General features: G+C 49.2%; 16 protein-coding genes. 4 read left to right on the forward strand and 12 right to left on the reverse strand.

Features of this window, described 5'->3' with window-relative positions:
* Positions 1-19: 19 nt before the first annotated feature.
* The 11 genes from SIC18_RS06095 to SIC18_RS06145 all read right to left on the reverse strand — a co-directional run bounded on the left by SIC18_RS06095 (position 20) and on the right by SIC18_RS06145 (position 10,071).
* Complete coding sequence (locus tag SIC18_RS06095; RefSeq protein ID WP_413430401.1) at positions 20-490, reverse strand: type IV pilus modification PilV family protein; 471 nt, start codon at positions 488-490, stop codon at positions 20-22.
* A gap of 2 nt (positions 491-492) precedes the next feature.
* The gene (locus tag SIC18_RS06100) at positions 493-1,638 is read right to left on the reverse strand and encodes a hypothetical protein (protein WP_413430402.1); all 1,146 of its coding nucleotides are present in this window, start codon (positions 1,636-1,638) and stop codon (positions 493-495) included.
* Between the two features lie 482 nt (positions 1,639-2,120).
* Positions 2,121-2,585: a type IV pilin protein gene (locus tag SIC18_RS06105; RefSeq protein ID WP_413430403.1), complete on the reverse strand. Its 465-nt coding sequence runs from the start codon at positions 2,583-2,585 to the stop codon at positions 2,121-2,123.
* A 612-nt stretch (positions 2,586-3,197) separates the two neighbouring features.
* Positions 3,198-3,704, reverse strand: coding sequence for a type IV pilin protein (locus SIC18_RS06110; RefSeq protein ID WP_413430404.1), 507 nt, complete (start codon positions 3,702-3,704; stop codon positions 3,198-3,200).
* Between the two features lie 53 nt (positions 3,705-3,757).
* Positions 3,758-4,060, reverse strand: a complete 303-nt coding sequence (locus SIC18_RS06115; protein ID WP_413430405.1) for a hypothetical protein — start codon at positions 4,058-4,060, stop codon at positions 3,758-3,760.
* Between the two features lie 286 nt (positions 4,061-4,346).
* Positions 4,347-5,876 (reverse strand): VWA domain-containing protein, encoded by a 1,530-nt coding sequence (locus SIC18_RS06120; RefSeq protein WP_413430406.1) that lies wholly within the window; start codon positions 5,874-5,876, stop codon positions 4,347-4,349.
* A 166-nt stretch (positions 5,877-6,042) separates the two neighbouring features.
* A complete protein-coding gene (locus tag SIC18_RS06125) occupies positions 6,043-6,696 on the reverse strand; it encodes a type II secretion system protein (protein WP_413430407.1) in 654 nt (217 codons plus the stop codon).
* Positions 6,693-7,094 carry a hypothetical protein gene (locus SIC18_RS06130; protein ID WP_413430408.1) on the reverse strand — a complete coding sequence of 134 codons (402 nt, stop codon included), beginning with the start codon at positions 7,092-7,094 and terminating at the stop codon, positions 6,693-6,695. Before SIC18_RS06130 ends, SIC18_RS06125 begins: the two co-directional genes overlap by 4 nt.
* Positions 7,095-7,281: 187 nt before the next feature.
* Entirely contained in the window at positions 7,282-8,988 is a 1,707-nt protein-coding gene (locus SIC18_RS06135) for a hypothetical protein (protein ID WP_413430409.1), read from the reverse strand.
* Entirely contained in the window at positions 8,989-9,489 is a 501-nt protein-coding gene (locus SIC18_RS06140; protein ID WP_413430410.1) for a prepilin-type N-terminal cleavage/methylation domain-containing protein, read from the reverse strand.
* Positions 9,490-9,585: 96 nt separating this feature from the next.
* Positions 9,586-10,071 carry a type IV pilin protein gene (locus tag SIC18_RS06145; RefSeq protein WP_413430411.1) on the reverse strand — a complete coding sequence of 162 codons (486 nt, stop codon included), beginning with the start codon at positions 10,069-10,071 and terminating at the stop codon, positions 9,586-9,588.
* Positions 10,072-10,239: 168 nt separating this feature from the next.
* On the opposite strand from SIC18_RS06145, the gene SIC18_RS06150 reads away from it, so the two are divergent.
* Positions 10,240-11,496, forward strand: coding sequence for a sensor histidine kinase (locus tag SIC18_RS06150; protein ID WP_413430412.1), 1,257 nt, complete (start codon positions 10,240-10,242; stop codon positions 11,494-11,496).
* Here SIC18_RS06150 and SIC18_RS06155 read toward each other — a convergent pair.
* Positions 11,465-12,190 carry a response regulator transcription factor gene (locus tag SIC18_RS06155; RefSeq protein WP_413430413.1) on the reverse strand — a complete coding sequence of 242 codons (726 nt, stop codon included), beginning with the start codon at positions 12,188-12,190 and terminating at the stop codon, positions 11,465-11,467. The genes SIC18_RS06150 and SIC18_RS06155 overlap by 32 nt on opposite strands.
* A 115-nt stretch (positions 12,191-12,305) precedes the next feature.
* Here SIC18_RS06155 and SIC18_RS06160 point away from each other — a divergent pair, with 115 nt between their 5' ends.
* From SIC18_RS06160 to SIC18_RS06170, 3 genes are read left to right on the forward strand one after another with little or no spacing between them, the layout of a single operon-like run.
* Positions 12,306-12,893, forward strand: coding sequence for a hypothetical protein (locus tag SIC18_RS06160; protein ID WP_413430414.1), 588 nt, complete (start codon positions 12,306-12,308; stop codon positions 12,891-12,893).
* Positions 12,890-13,318 carry a hypothetical protein gene (locus SIC18_RS06165; RefSeq protein ID WP_413430415.1) on the forward strand — a complete coding sequence of 143 codons (429 nt, stop codon included), beginning with the start codon at positions 12,890-12,892 and terminating at the stop codon, positions 13,316-13,318. Before SIC18_RS06160 ends, SIC18_RS06165 begins: the two co-directional genes overlap by 4 nt.
* A complete protein-coding gene (locus SIC18_RS06170) occupies positions 13,315-13,833 on the forward strand; it encodes a GspH/FimT family pseudopilin (protein WP_413430416.1) in 519 nt (172 codons plus the stop codon). The genes SIC18_RS06165 and SIC18_RS06170 overlap by 4 nt, the downstream gene beginning before the upstream one ends.
* Positions 13,834-13,837 lie beyond the last annotated feature (4 nt).

Raw genomic sequence — 13,837 nt, forward strand, 5'->3', positions numbered from 1 at the left:
CCACCCGTCCTTATGCCTCTCATCGACAACGGGGAGCAAAGGTTGGATGAAGTTCAACCATTCTCTGTTCTGTGGAGATGGCTTGCTCTGGTGCTTGGAACTCATAAGCGACTTCAATGACATCCCACCCCTTTCCTAGAGAGGTGATCGTGAATGTGCGTTCGGCCATGGCTGGTCGTGGAACATGCTGAGTAGCGCCAGCCTGATTAATTCGGGAAATTAAATAGGCTTCTGGTGCCGAGCATGCTCGCTCTCGATCGAGGGGTGGGATGGATTCCAGGGTGAGACGACTATTCGCTTGCTGAATGAGTTGCATATTGCTGTTGATCTCTGCTTCGATACGACTTCGCTGTTGTTCGATGCTGGTTCTTGTGAGGGCTGAGATTGAGACTCTGCTGATGCCGATCATCACCCCTGCCAGGATTAGGGCTCCGATGAGCACCTCGAGGAGGGTAAATCCTTCGCAGGAGTTGCTGCATTGATTTCGCATGACTACCACTGACGGAATGTGTCGATGCCAGTGCCAAGAATGCCCCGGTTGATGGTGCGTCCAATGCCAGTGAAACCACTGTTCTTCCACTCCCATAGTTCACCTGCTTGCATGCTGAGGTGTTGATTGCTGCTTACGTCGGTTGTGGTGAGTTTGAGTTGATGTCCATTCGCACAGAATGCATGGGACCAGATCATTCCTCGTAGTTGAGTATCACCGGTTAGATGGACGCTTCCACGGGGTAGAGACACCATGGCGGAAGGAAGGCTCACTCCTTGTATCTTCAGTTGTTGCTGTGATGGTTGGCAGTTTTGAGGTGAATCTCCAGAGCTGGCTGTGATTACAAGGCGTTCAGGTCTGTTGTTACAGCTATCGTCGGATCCAGTATTAACCCCGCAAATTTGAGCGTTGTTTCCGAGCTGGATTCCTCCACTCATTCCGGATGGAGAGGGTGAAGCACCCTGGGGTAATTCCATGTGCAGTACCACTGGACGGCTGTCGTTTTCGATCAGCAATCGAGAGTTTTTTTGTAAGTTGATGTGCTCCACATAGACATGGCAGTCGCCACTGTGGCCAGGGCAAATCGCTGTTGCGGGAATGCGCACTGAATTGCCTTCCCGTATAACATCCATAGGTGCTCTCCGACGGCTGTCTGTTTTGTCTCTAATACAGATAGAGGAGCGATTCCTGCGTGGTCCGCATTGATTTTTCGTGTCATCAAAACTCCAAATATGCTCATCAATCTTGGGACTGATTGCATAAAGGTTGCTCGGCGGAAGAGTTCGATTCAAGACAGGCCAGATCCGTAATCCCAACTGGTTGTCATTATCGGTTTGTCCACGTGCTTCTGTGAGCAGTGTGTTGCTTGAGCATCCATCCGTACGGAGATAGGGCTGATTGGTTTGGACCAAATGAAGAATGCTTCCTGGTCCGTCGATTTGGGCTGGGCCCAAATCCAAATACTGGGCTGTTAAGACGCCCCAATCATTCTCATTTGAGACGCTTCCATTCACATAGAGGGAGCGGGTCAGGAGCGTACGAGCAAGCATCTGCTCTTCGCCAGAATTGTTGATGCGTTTGACGACGCCTTCTACCTCAAAGACACCTTCTCCCACCCCAGTTTTGCTTGGGCTTGAGTAGCCACGCATGCGATAAAAAGCCTGAATTTTCCCCTGTGAATCCTCCCGAAATATTTTACGATCACTCGTATGAAATGGTATTTCGTTGGTTGGCCAAGACCTTGATGCAATGGGATGATCGGGCATTCCTATACTGGTATCTGTGCAGATTTCCTCTAAATTAAGCTCAGGATTGTCTTGTAAATTCAACCAGGTGAATCCATTATTCGCGGCAGACGTATTTTCTTGATTGTCGATCGTAAAAAGGAACCCCCGATATTGATCTTTGTCTGGGTTGTTCAGCAGCGCCAATATCCTGTTAAATCCATTCAGTGCAGCAGCTTCTGATATTTGCTGATAGCTTTCTGAGCTGCTTAGCCTTTTTGCGTATAATTGATTAATCAATAAAGCGCTTGCTCCGGCGCTCAGCACCAATCCCAGCATGAGCGCCAGTAATATTGCAATCCCGCTTTCGTCCTTCCGACAATGTTTGGTTCTAGTGGTATTGATCTTCATCCGCTACTCCCTTGGCATTTTAATGAGTTAATATTTGCCGCCTCATCTTTGCGGCCAATGATTTGATCACTAGCGCCAGTTTGAAGATCAATGCAAGCAATGATGTTGAAATCCGACGCTGCTGTGTTAGTTGCTATAGCTTCAAATACGTAGTATTTGTCTGCATTCATGCTGTTGATTCGATTCAATTGATAGCGTTCACCAGGTAGGGTGATGGTCTTCGTTAATTCGCCGTCTTCTATCACGGCTGGACCTTGATTTGTCATCAAGGTTGTCATGGTGTTCAGGTCAACCCATCGCTTGGGTTGCGTTCCAAACTCATCAGAAAATGCAGCGACCGTTGCCATCATCTGTGCCATCGTCGCGTTCGCTTCAGCCTGGTGCGTTCTTTGGATTTGACGAAAATAATTGGGCAGGGCAATTGAGCTCAAAATGCCAACAATTCCCACAGTGATGATCACCTCTGTCAAGGTGAAGCCTTTGAGCCCTAGTGGCCTATAGCAATCACGTCTGTTGAGCCAGGTAGACACGAACTCTCATCTTTTCCTCAGCTAATATTAAGGAGGGATTCAAGGAAAAGCCAGAGGAGGCGCTAATTTTTTTAATTCAACAGGCTAGACATGGATGGGATTCAGCCGCTTCTGCTACGACTCCTGTCTTTCATGTTATGTCCCAATCATCATTGCTCTATAAGGTTTGGACTCCAGCTTTAAAATAAAGTGGCGATGACAGAGCTTGAAAATGAGTTTTGATGCCTGCTTAGTGCACTAAGATAGTGGATGGGAAATGATGTGGATACAATGGGTTCTTGGATAAAATACTTGGCTTGTTGTGTTTATACCTTTTTATTGGTTGATTGATGATTTGGTTCCAGATTTGTCGCAGTTTCTGATTTCGATAATGTGCAAATTACCTGAACATCTTGCTTTCTCACCGCTTGAGATGACCGATGCTTGTTATCAGCTTTTTTGAGACAGCGTTTAATTGCAATGTTATTGGCATAAAAAAATCATCAAGATCATCATTGAGATGGTCTTGATGATTTTTGACTTTAGATTTAGATTGAAACTGATTTAAGCGCTGCAGTCAAGTGCAGTGTCGTCTTTAAATGATTTTCTGATCTCGATTTTTCCTGTTGTGAGATTCACACACCCATCAAGGGCAGTTCCATCCGTCTCGGCAGTGACTAGGGTTGCGTCACCTCCATCAGCGCTTGGATTGGCTTCTGCAGTAACCGTTACTTGATCATCAGCAGCCCCTTCTTCCGCAGTGTATGTAAAATTATCGGAATCATTTTCCTCTGCTTGCTCTTCAGCAGCAGCTATAGCAGTTGCTATCTGTCCATCAAGTTGATATTCAGCGTGAGCATCTTTCAAGATCGCGGAAATTTTAGTCTTGGCTTCAGTTGCTTTTGCTTTGGTGGTGTTATTCAGGAAGTTAGGCAAAGCGATTGCGCTCAAAATCCCTACAATCACAATGACTATCATCAACTCCACTAACGTGAAGCCCTTCTGAACCAGACCAGGCTCCTTCTTTCTGCTGAGAATTGAAAGTTGAATGCGGCTGTTGAGGACGCTCATTGTTTTTTGGGGTATTAGTGGATTTGCACGGTCCGTGCTTGCTCAGGCAGATTTTACTTTTGATCAGCGAGCGCGCAAGGGTTTGGTGAAAGTTGCCTGAAAGTTGCCTGAAAGCGACGGCTACTTGCCTGCAATCCCAGTGCTGCCAATGAGTTTTGGTTGATCCAGGGGCCGAGTTTTTGTTCAGTGTTGGTGCTGGCTTCCCCATGTTGTTGCTGATCGACATCGTGTTGAAGGATTTTCTCCAGTCTGAAGCGCATTACGTCTGTCTTTTTATTGGCCGCTAATGGCCAGCTTTTTGGCCGTTTTCTTTCCGTAATATATGTTGTTTGCAACACTGCCAGCCTTTGCTCCACTTAATCCCTTTTTCTTCTTCTGTCATTTAAGCTAATTTGTAATTATTTTGCTGTTGTTTTTGGATCATTGACTCGTCAATGGTCTCGAGTTCGTGCTTGCAATTGGCTAATGAATAGAATTATTTTCTTTGATTTTTATTATGATTGATGCAGAGTTGCATTGTGTTGATGTACTGCGACTCTGCTTCATTGCACCTTCTGCTGTCACTCTAAACTCATATGGTCTTATCTAAGCTAACGCTTCCTTCTCTCTAAAATTGCTACCTTGGCCTTTTTGGGTTTGTCGTTAGCTGCTTTCTTGTATAGTTTCCTTGTTAATTTGATTGTAATAGCCTTGTGTCTTTTCTGATAGCATTTCCAACCACCTTGACTCAAGACCAAGCGATGTGGAGTTGACAATAAGAGCTCGATCTTCGCCATCATGGTTTCTATTATTGTTTTCATTTGCGTAGTAATCTGCTGTGGATTGATCTTGATCAAACGAGTTAGACCAGTCATCACCATTCCTGTTTTTGTTGGGTTGTCCATCAGACATGATATAGAGGGTATCTGTCTCCGTATCATCAAAGGCTTTCTGTATTGCTTCCCATGGGTAGGTACCACCCCATTCGTTTGCCCTTGAATCATCGAGAGTGTTTACAAAGGCAATCGCTGAATTTCTCTTGTCCTTGTCTCCAATCCTTACCAAGCCATCCTTGGATTCACTCCATTCCTTGTTGTTTTCCCTACCCTCTGAACTAAAGGATGTGATACCAATTTTGGTGTCAATTGGCAATTTATTAAGGATCATCGTCATTTCACTGATGAGTGCCTCCATTCGAGTGAGAGCACAAATTCGGTTGTTCCAGTAGTACCAACCTTGGTTGGGATTGAAGTAGAGACGCCATGAGCCATAGCCCTCACCCCACATCACACAGGCACTCATAGAGCCCGACCCATCCACTGCAAAGCGCACCTTGTTGCTGGTGATGGTCTGGAAGAATGCACCACTTATGGATCCTCCTTTCCCCTCATCTCCGAAATTATTGATGCGTTTGTCTGCTCTAGCAAATGCCGTGAAATAGAGAGGTTGAAAGGTGATTTTTTTCTCTCCTACTCCAAGTTTGTTGATGAAGCTCTGATTGATACTGTCTTCCGTTGATTGGGTAGGATCTATGAATTTTACCAGCTTGTAGTTCGTGTCTGTTTCGATTCTCAGTGCTGGTTGTCGCTCACTTCTGCTGGGCGTTTTACCACCAGTAAATGTAAAGTTTGTTTCTGTAAGTATCTGTGCCAGTGTAGACCCATTGTCCTCGCAGACTGTGGACAAACTTTCTCCTTCATTGAGCTCGCTTTCCTGGCGACAGGGAATAGCTCCAACGTGATCAATGACCCGTGATAAGAAGAGATCTTCCGTTTCTTTGTATTTGCCATCAGGATCGAGAGGTGCTCCACAGCGTTCGATGCTATAGCCGCCTGATCCAAGGCTTACACCGTAAAGTACTGGCTTACTTAATTCAACCATTTTGACGCCAAATATTGGCTTAAAGACGCTACTTCCTGCAAGAGCTGAGCATTCGCTGAGAAGAGAGCTATAGCGACTGTCGCTGAGGTTAATGTGATTTTTATCCTCAGAGGTGCTTTCAGTTTTGTTGAGTACCAGATGCATACTGCGCTCCACTTCTGATCGCATCAACCGCAAGCCATTGATTGAATTCTGTCGGAGAGTTGTTTTCTCTTCTGACTGTTTGATTAATGTGCCAGTGGATTGCAAAGCTGCGCCAGAAGCCATGATTAAGAGTGCTCCCGTCCCAGCTGCGATGACCAGTTCACTCATGCCAGCGAAACCATTCCTCTTCTGTCGCTTGCGTTGAATCGTGAGTAGAAATGCTTTAATTGTCATAACGTATGGACCACTTAATGCTCTTAGTATCGGCGATTATTTCCACCTGAATCTTTGTATGTGATGATGATGGACTGAGGTCTGTCTGAGGAATTTGAACCTATTGTTCACAACTTGATGTCACGTAATTCCAGCTTGCGCTCAATACCGTACCGGTGCCGGAAATTTGTAAGCAACGTGTGCGCAGCCGTTGTTCATCAGTTTTTGTTGAACGAATGAGAAAGATTAGATTGTCTGACATTGTGCTAGTGCCTGGTGGCGTTAATTCATAGGTTGCAGAATTAACAGAAACTTCTACCATCTTTGATTCAGTATTGCCTTCTCGGCCTAATAAGCGCAAAGACCGATCACGCTCTAATTTGCTTTTTTGTTGTGAATCAGTAATAGAGGATGCAAGTAAAGTTCCGATTTGGGGTCCATAAGTACAGCCACTTGGTTCTCCTGCTGCCCTGATATCGCTATTGCAACATTCAAGCCGTTCAGGATGCTTGCCCATCTCTACCAGATCTGCGGGAGGTACAAAATTGCTTAGACCCGAGTGATCAAATCTGAGCGTGCAACTTGTTTTTTGTTTGCCCAGCTTGGCACGAAGTGCGAAGAAGCCAGCTTCAATTTGCTGGGTGTAGCGATCGACTTCACCTTGTCGCATGTTGCGAATGTAGGTGGGGATTGACGTTGATAAGCCAATCGTGATGATCACGATTGCTACCATTAGTTCCAGTAACGAAAATCCTTCAAATTGGCGCTTCTTCATAGTGTTGTGTAGCACTGAGAAGCGAAATTTGGATTCATTTCAATAACTCTAAGTTCTTCTCCGATATTCTGTTCTGGCCCTTGAAAGCTATAAGCAATCTTTAAGATTCCTGGGGTTGTATTGGCATCAAAAGTGCGGGTGATCTCCTTTAGCCTTGGCTCTGGATCAACGGATTGGAGATGATCATTTAAGGTGCCGGCCGGACTTTTACAGGCCGTTTTGAAATCAATATTTGTATTGTCTTCGATCCATTCTCGTGTGAAATAGGAATCTTCTTTTTGCATGGTCTGAATGTTGTCATTGATTGCTGCTTCAATACTGGCTCTTGCGGATGAATGTGCACTAACACTGAGCGCCGCCACTGAAAGCCTGCCCACTGCTGCGAGGGCAGAGGCCATTAAAATTCCAGCGATCAAGACCTCTACCATGGTAAATCCCTTGGCTGGCACCTTGCATTGACTTCGGTGTCGATAGCGACCCTTGGTATTCACTCTGTTTGGTTAAATCAATGTGTGAATGATGAAGCTACTCGCTCATTATAATTGTATTGATTAATCCAATTCTTAGGGTGTAATGAGAGTTGAATTACCAACGGCGGAATGTATCCAGGCCAGTGCCCCGAATACCTCGCGTCACCAGCTGGCCATAGCCAGGAAAGTTTTTATTTTCCCAGTCCCAAAGTTCATTGAGATCGCGAACCACGCTGCTGCCTCCGCTGGTGTCGGTGATCAAGGAGAATGGTCCTGAGTTGGTGCAGATTCCATCAGCCCAGATCAGGCCATTTAGCTTTGTGGTGCTGCTGCCTGTTGAGACAAAACCTGGAATGAGATGAATAATTGCATTGGGCAGGCTGTCGCCATCAAAGGCCAGTACGTATTGGTCGGTTTGTGGAGTGACAGAACAGGTGCGTACGCCTGGGGGCTTCGGTGCTCCTGAGAGAATCACGAGTTGCTCCGGTTCAGCGTTGCAGGTTGTTTCCCCACTGTTCACGCCACAAAGTTGGCTGCCGTTGCCGAGATTGATGCTCCCGGTGATGCCAGGTTCTGAGGGTGCAACGGTGGAGGTTCCTGGATATTCCAAATGCAAGACCACGGGCCTGTTGGCGCTGGTTTCGATCAGCAACCTGGTTTTGTTGAGGTTGATGTGTTCAACGAATACGTGACAGTCGGATCCTGTGCCATTGCATAGTTCATTAGCACTGAGTCGGATCACAGCGGCATTATTTTCTTCGAGGTCTGATCGGCTCTGCGCAGTTGCTGTGTTGGTATCTCGACTGCAGGCAATGGACTGGCATTCCACCAGGCTTTGAGTGTCATCAAAGGTCCAGATCCGTACATTGTCTGAACCTGACTGTTTGTCCTCGGACCGTCCTAAGTCCCAGATATTGCTTGTCGGAAGGCCCTTCTCCAGGATTGGAATGATTCTGTTTTCGAGATTGTTGTTGCTAGCACTGGCTTGAACATCACCAAGCAGATTGGTTGGAAAGCATCCCGTTGCCGTTTGATAGGGCTCAGCGCTACTCACATTGAGCAGAATTTTTCCTTCGCCTACTGCTCCACTGCTTTTCAGGATTTTGGTATCACCGAGGAAGAGTGTGGGGCCTGATAACACAGCCCAGTCGCCCTCGCCTGCGACGATTGAGTTCACATATAGGGAGCGTAATAAGAGCGTTCTGGCTAGGTAACTTGTTTTGGGATCATCCCCATCACGCAGCACAATGCCTTCAATCTGGAAACGCCCTTCTCCTATTCCGTTGTTCGTGGCTGTTGCTGTTGTTGCATAGCCCCTCAGTCGATACTGGAGTTTGATGTTGTTCAGTCCATCGTTGCGTTGGCTGGATGTGCCTGCTGTTAGATCCGTATGGGGAGTGTTCGAGGTTCCTGTGTCAGGAGGCACCGCTGCTGGTAGGTGACTTCGATCGGTGCAGAGCTCTCTGAGCGGGAAGTTTGTCTGGTTGGCAGCGTTCCATCCCCACTGCTCAGACCCAGGATTTTCTGGATCGCCGCCGTTGTGATTAAGGGTGAAGAGGTATCCCTTGTAGGTGCTGTGGTTGTCCTCATTCAGCTCGCTGAGGATTCGGTTAAACCCATTCAAGGCTGCCGTTTCGGCCATCTGCTGATAGCTCTCGGCGGCTCCAAGCTTTCGTCCCATCAGTTGCCGCAGCAGTAATCCGCTTACCCCTGCGATCAGCACCATTCCCATCATCAAGGCGAGCAACAAAGAAAGCCCCTGCTCTTTTGCCGGAATCTTTGGCCCCGATTTTTTGATGGTGATGGTCCTTGGAGAGTTCATTTATCCACAGTTAGGAGTTGTGGCAGCGGTGTCTGCAGTGCCCTTGCCCTGGTTGATCCCACTGGCGCCGTTGGTCAGATTGATGCAGGCGATGACGTTGAGGTTTGTTACGTCGTCGCGGGTTGCGGTGATTGTGAATAAGTTGTCGGTATGCGTGATGGCTGCGTTATAAAAACCTCCGGCCAAGTTGATTGCTGAAAAATTACTACTTGTAGCAGGTCCGTTCTCGGTCATGATTGCATTGGTGTTGTTTAAGTCTGCCCAGCTGGTTGGCAGTACACCAAATTCATCGGCGTAAGCGGCGATCGTGGTTTGAATCTGGGAGATTACGGAAGCTGTTTCATTTTGCCTGGTGCGATTCACTTGATTCATGTAATTTGGGAGTGCAATGCTTGAGAGGATTCCAACTATCGCAACAGTTGCAATGCATTCGATCAATGTGAACCCACTACGCTCTTTATTGTTTCTCTCTGATGTGTTGATAGTGCTCAATTTTTTCATCGGGCTGCTCCATCGGCTAATTAACGGTGATTTGATTTGTTGTCAGAATTTTTGAGACCTCCCTTTAGGCATTAAGCCTTGATAGGGCTCTGTCTTTTAAACAGGGTTGCCAATTGTGATTGTTCCGCTTGCTATAGCTGCAGCGCCACCAGTAACTGCTGCCGTTCCCGTGAGGTTCACGCTGGAAGTGATTGTTTTTGTATTTAGATTTCCAGATGCTGCTAATCCTGTCGCTACAATTTGATTAGTGGATCCATCTTCATCACACGCATAGCTAAAATATTTAGTGTTTTCTGGGCAGGGGATGCTTCCTGTCCCATCGGGTTGGCCCGCCGCGGTAGAACCCCCCTCCTGATAGGCGGCATAAATTTGTTTTAGATAAGCACTTGCTACTGTTTTTGCTTCCGTTGCTTTTGCTTTGTCTGTTTGACTCAGGAAATTAGGAAGTGCTACAGCAGATAGAACGCCAACAATCGCAATCACGATCATTAGCTCCACCAAGGTGAAGCCCTTTTCGAGCAGATTGCGGCCTTTCTTGCGGTTGATCAGGGCCAATTGCATGCGGCTATTCAGTGAAGTCATGATGTTGTTTTGGTTTGTCGTTTCTTCGGCACGATTTATGCCCTCAGATCAAGCATTGCTTTTATGAATGGCCAGTAGCAGTGAAAACAGCTAGAGCTCTCTAAGAACGTTCTTATGGTTCTGGCTTTACCGCGGAAACAACAGTCTTTGCCGTCCCTGCGGGTTGGCTTGCAGTCCGCTGCTCTGATCTCCGTGATCGCAGGCTATGCCTTGTTCTTGGTGATTCATGCTGGTTTGGCGGATGCCCAGCGCCGTGACAATCACCAGCGCTTAGCGGCCTCCTTGCTCCTGCAGCTCAGGGGTGCAACACCTCCCGCTTTGCCTTTAGAAAACGAGACGCTGCAGATCCGCCTTCACTCCGAAGGGCCTGAGTTGCTCCCTCAGCAGCAATCCCTTGCAGGAGGAGAGCAGTGGCTGGTGAGTCGTCGTCGGGTGTCGACAGCGCAGGGTGATTGGCAGTGGTTGGAGCTGCGTCAAAACATCACCGATTCCCTAGCTAAGGAGCGTTTCAGCCAGCTTTTGTTGCTCGCGGTGGCTGGTGGGTCCATCTTGTTGACCTTTGTTTTGTTGCGTCTTGTGCTTCGGCGTGGACTGGAGTTACCGCTTCAAAAGCTTGAACATCAGTTGCAGGCTCTCGATGCTGACAACCTTGGTGACCATCTGCTTGATCCGGATCATCAGCCGCACGAGTTGCGCCCAATTGCTTTGGCTTTCAATCACCTGCAGCAACGCCTGGCTGTCGCCTGGAAGCTTGAGAGCAGCTTTGTTGATGGAGTGGCCCATGCGCTGCGTACGCCTATCACCTTGATGTCGGGCCACGCCCAACGTCTTCAGCGGCATCCGCTCCCCCTTGAGTTGCAACGACCTATCTCGGTGATGGCCTCAGAAGCCAAGCGGATGGGGTTGATGATCACGATGTTGCGTGACTTATCCCGCGCCAATGCGGGGCGTTTGGACTTGCAACTGGAGCCCCTTGATGTCGATCAACAGTTGCTGATTGCCTATGAACGTCTTGGCTTGGTTGCTGATGGTCGTTTGCTGTTGCCATCACCGGCCTCTGAATTACCTTCAACCTTGATCGCTGATCATCGCCGGCTTCAAGAGTGCCTTGATGCCTTGGTTAGAAATGCGTTGCTCGACAGCGAAGGCCCGGTGAGTTTGGAGGCCTCGATTGAGGAGGATTGGATCGTGCTGCATGTGCTTGATTCTGGAAATGGAATGTCCTCATCAGAGCGCTCTTTAGAGTTTCAGCGGTTCAGGAGTGGAACCAGCTCGTCTCGCCTTCGTGGCTCTGGAATTGGCTTATCGCTTGTGGATGCCCTGCTCAAAGCGATGGATGGCAACTTGCAGATTGCTGATGCACCCGACGGTGGCGCTGATTGTCAGATGCGCTTCAGGCGCTCATTGTCTCCACCCTCGCCATGAATCCAACCCCGCGAATGGTGTGCAGAAGTTGGGGATGATTTGGCTTCTCGATTTTGCGGCGCAGGTAGCCCATATAGACATCCAGGGTGTTGGGATCACCCACGAACGGCGCCCCCCAGACTCCTTCCAAAATGTTTTGGCGGTGCAGCACCTCCCCAGGGTGCTCAATCAAGTAGCAGAGGAGATCGAATTCCCGTTGCGTTAGCGAGAGCTTGTGTTCGCCTCGATGCACCGCTCGTTGTAGGAGGTTGATGCGGAGGTCGCCGAGCTCCAGCTGTTCTTTTTGTTTTTCGGAAGCGGCGAATGTGCCGCGTCTGAGCCTTGCTCGAACCCGTGCATGCAGTTCCCTCAGTTCAAAGGGTTTGCTGAGGTAGTCGTCCGCTCCATAGTCGAGGGCCTGCACGCGTGCGTCGAGATCATCGTGGGCCGTGAGCATCAGCACCGGTGTGGTGTTGCCAGTGCTGCGCAGGCGCTGGCAGATCTCCAGGCCGTCGAAATCGGGCAGGTTCCAATCCAAAACCACAAGGTCAAAGCGTTGCTGTCGCAGCAGTGTTAGGGCTTTGCTACCAGTCTTGCTGCAGGTACACGTCACCTTGTCGCTTGTGAACTCTTGATAGAGAAAGCGAAGCAGCTCTGGATCGTCATCAACGAGCAGCACTTGAGATTTGGGTTGTTGACCTTCTTGATCCCTCATGCCCACAGTCTGACCGTTTCGGTTTTCTTTCCTCTTACACTTTTACATTGATTTAGATCTGAGAGACCCCCTCTTTGGGGGATTGTTTTGACTCTTGCTGTCCCTCTGATGGGGGATGGCACGGGTGTTTTGTTGGATGGTCAGGCCCTGTCCGGCGCTTTGCGATTCGCCTGGGGAACACTTCATCCAGTTGCGTGTTGATCCTGTGTCGCTTGCGACGGCATTTCGCCCTCAAGCTCAGGCTGGTTTTGTCTTGCCGCTGGCTTTGTCTGCGTCAGCGGTGTTGCTCTTAGGGAGCGCCTCTCTTCATACGCTGAGCCTTCAAGGTCGGTTGCGTGTAACGGCCCTTCGACGACGTGAACATGCTGCTGATCAGTTGCGTTCCGCGGCACAAGCGTTTGCAGCAGCTGCCCTTGGGCCTGAATCTTGTTTGCTGACCTGGCCATTCACGGATTGGTCTGCCGTCGCCCAGTCCTGCGAAGGTGCCGATCCACTCGCGTTGAGTGGTGGGGTGGTGGCTGAGATTCCATGGTCTCTCCTCGATTGGCAGCCCAGCACTGGCAGTGGGCAATTGACACTGCAATTGGCGGACGGCCGAACCGGAAGCTTTCGGTTTGGGTTAGATCCCATCGCTCCTGCCGTACTCGAGATTGGTGATGTTCAGCTTCAGGCCCGAGTTCCTCAGCTGGAGGGCCAGCGATGACCTTGGTTGAACTGGTGGTTTCGTCTGTTGTTTTGGCTGGTAGCAGTAGCGCCGCACTTGGTGTGTGGAATCAGGCTGCCATTGAAATTCAAGGCGCCAAACAATGGGAGGAGCTTGCACTTCAGCTGGAGTCGTCGCGCATCGCCACCCATCGTTGGCTTCAGTCAGCACCGGTATCCGCTGATTTGCTCGATCCAAGGTCGCCAGATTGCCGTTTTAACGGAACGGCTTTAGAAACAGCCGTGGTTGATCGCCTGCCGATTGGATCGGATGTTCGCAGCCGTTGGATAGCCGATCCGCAGGGGCTTGGTTATTGGTTGGAGCTGAGTGCTGTTTCCCAGGCACAAGCGCCTCCATTGAAGAGGCGTTTGCTGTTTACGCCTGCGGCCTATGGCCTCTGCCAGCCCGAGGCTCTGAGCTCATGAGCTTGATCGAGCAGCTGATGGTGGTGAGTGTCCTGGGACTTGTGCTGTCGATTCCATTCGTAACGGGCCGCAGCGATCGTGATCAGCTTCAGCTGGATGCCAGTGCGCGACGCTTGCAGATGGGTTTGGATCGAGCTCGCAGTTTTGCCAAGCGTGAGCAGCGAGCTTGTGGAATGGCTCTCACCGAGGAGGGGTTTCGTGCTCCGGATGACGATCTCCTGCCTGGTGCGATTCCCTCCTGTACTGGGATTGGCTTGTCGTTGCAGGAGGCTTTTGAGCATGGGCCAATTGTTTTGACGACCAACCTGCCGTCGGTGCTGCGCTTTACCGCGAATGGTTTGCTCTTGGATGGCGGAATCGCTGTGCTCAGTCATCAGCGATTAGAGAAAGCACGTTGTTTGGTGGTGAGCTTGCCCTTGGGAGTGAGTCGTCTTGGCTCGTATCAGGATCCACTTCCTTCTAAAAGCGGCCGCTTAAGCAGTAGTCGTTGCTTGCCTTATGTCTCAGCGAGCTAAGTGG

This window comes from Synechococcus sp. Cu2B8-bc1011 (assembly GCF_047302735.1).
Lineage (GTDB): Bacteria > Cyanobacteriota > Cyanobacteriia > PCC-6307 > Cyanobiaceae > Synechococcus_C.

Excerpts from the sequence above, each read along its gene's own strand:
- SIC18_RS06100 (WP_413430402.1), bottom strand. The coding sequence starts at position 1,638 with ATGCGTGGCTACTCAAGCCCAAGCAAAACTGGGGTGGGAGAAGGTGTC.
- SIC18_RS06135 (WP_413430409.1), bottom strand. The coding sequence starts at position 8,988 with ATGAACTCTCCAAGGACCATCACCATCAAAAAATCGGGGCCAAAGATT.
- SIC18_RS06110 (WP_413430404.1), bottom strand. The coding sequence starts at position 3,704 with ATGAGCGTCCTCAACAGCCGCATTCAACTTTCAATTCTCAGCAGAAAG.
- SIC18_RS06130 (WP_413430408.1), bottom strand. The coding sequence starts at position 7,094 with ATGGCCTCTGCCCTCGCAGCAGTGGGCAGGCTTTCAGTGGCGGCGCTC.
- SIC18_RS06160 (WP_413430414.1), top strand. The coding sequence starts at position 12,306 with ATGGCACGGGTGTTTTGTTGGATGGTCAGGCCCTGTCCGGCGCTTTGC.
- SIC18_RS06125 (WP_413430407.1), bottom strand. The coding sequence starts at position 6,696 with ATGAAGAAGCGCCAATTTGAAGGATTTTCGTTACTGGAACTAATGGTA.
- SIC18_RS06140 (WP_413430410.1), bottom strand. The coding sequence starts at position 9,489 with ATGAAAAAATTGAGCACTATCAACACATCAGAGAGAAACAATAAAGAG.
- SIC18_RS06095 (WP_413430401.1), bottom strand. The coding sequence starts at position 490 with ATGCGAAATCAATGCAGCAACTCCTGCGAAGGATTTACCCTCCTCGAG.
- SIC18_RS06155 (WP_413430413.1), bottom strand. The coding sequence starts at position 12,190 with ATGAGGGATCAAGAAGGTCAACAACCCAAATCTCAAGTGCTGCTCGTT.
- SIC18_RS06120 (WP_413430406.1), bottom strand. The coding sequence starts at position 5,876 with ATGAGTGAACTGGTCATCGCAGCTGGGACGGGAGCACTCTTAATCATG.
- SIC18_RS06165 (WP_413430415.1), top strand. The coding sequence starts at position 12,890 with ATGACCTTGGTTGAACTGGTGGTTTCGTCTGTTGTTTTGGCTGGTAGC.
- SIC18_RS06170 (WP_413430416.1), top strand. The coding sequence starts at position 13,315 with ATGAGCTTGATCGAGCAGCTGATGGTGGTGAGTGTCCTGGGACTTGTG.
- SIC18_RS06145 (WP_413430411.1), bottom strand. The coding sequence starts at position 10,071 with ATGACTTCACTGAATAGCCGCATGCAATTGGCCCTGATCAACCGCAAG.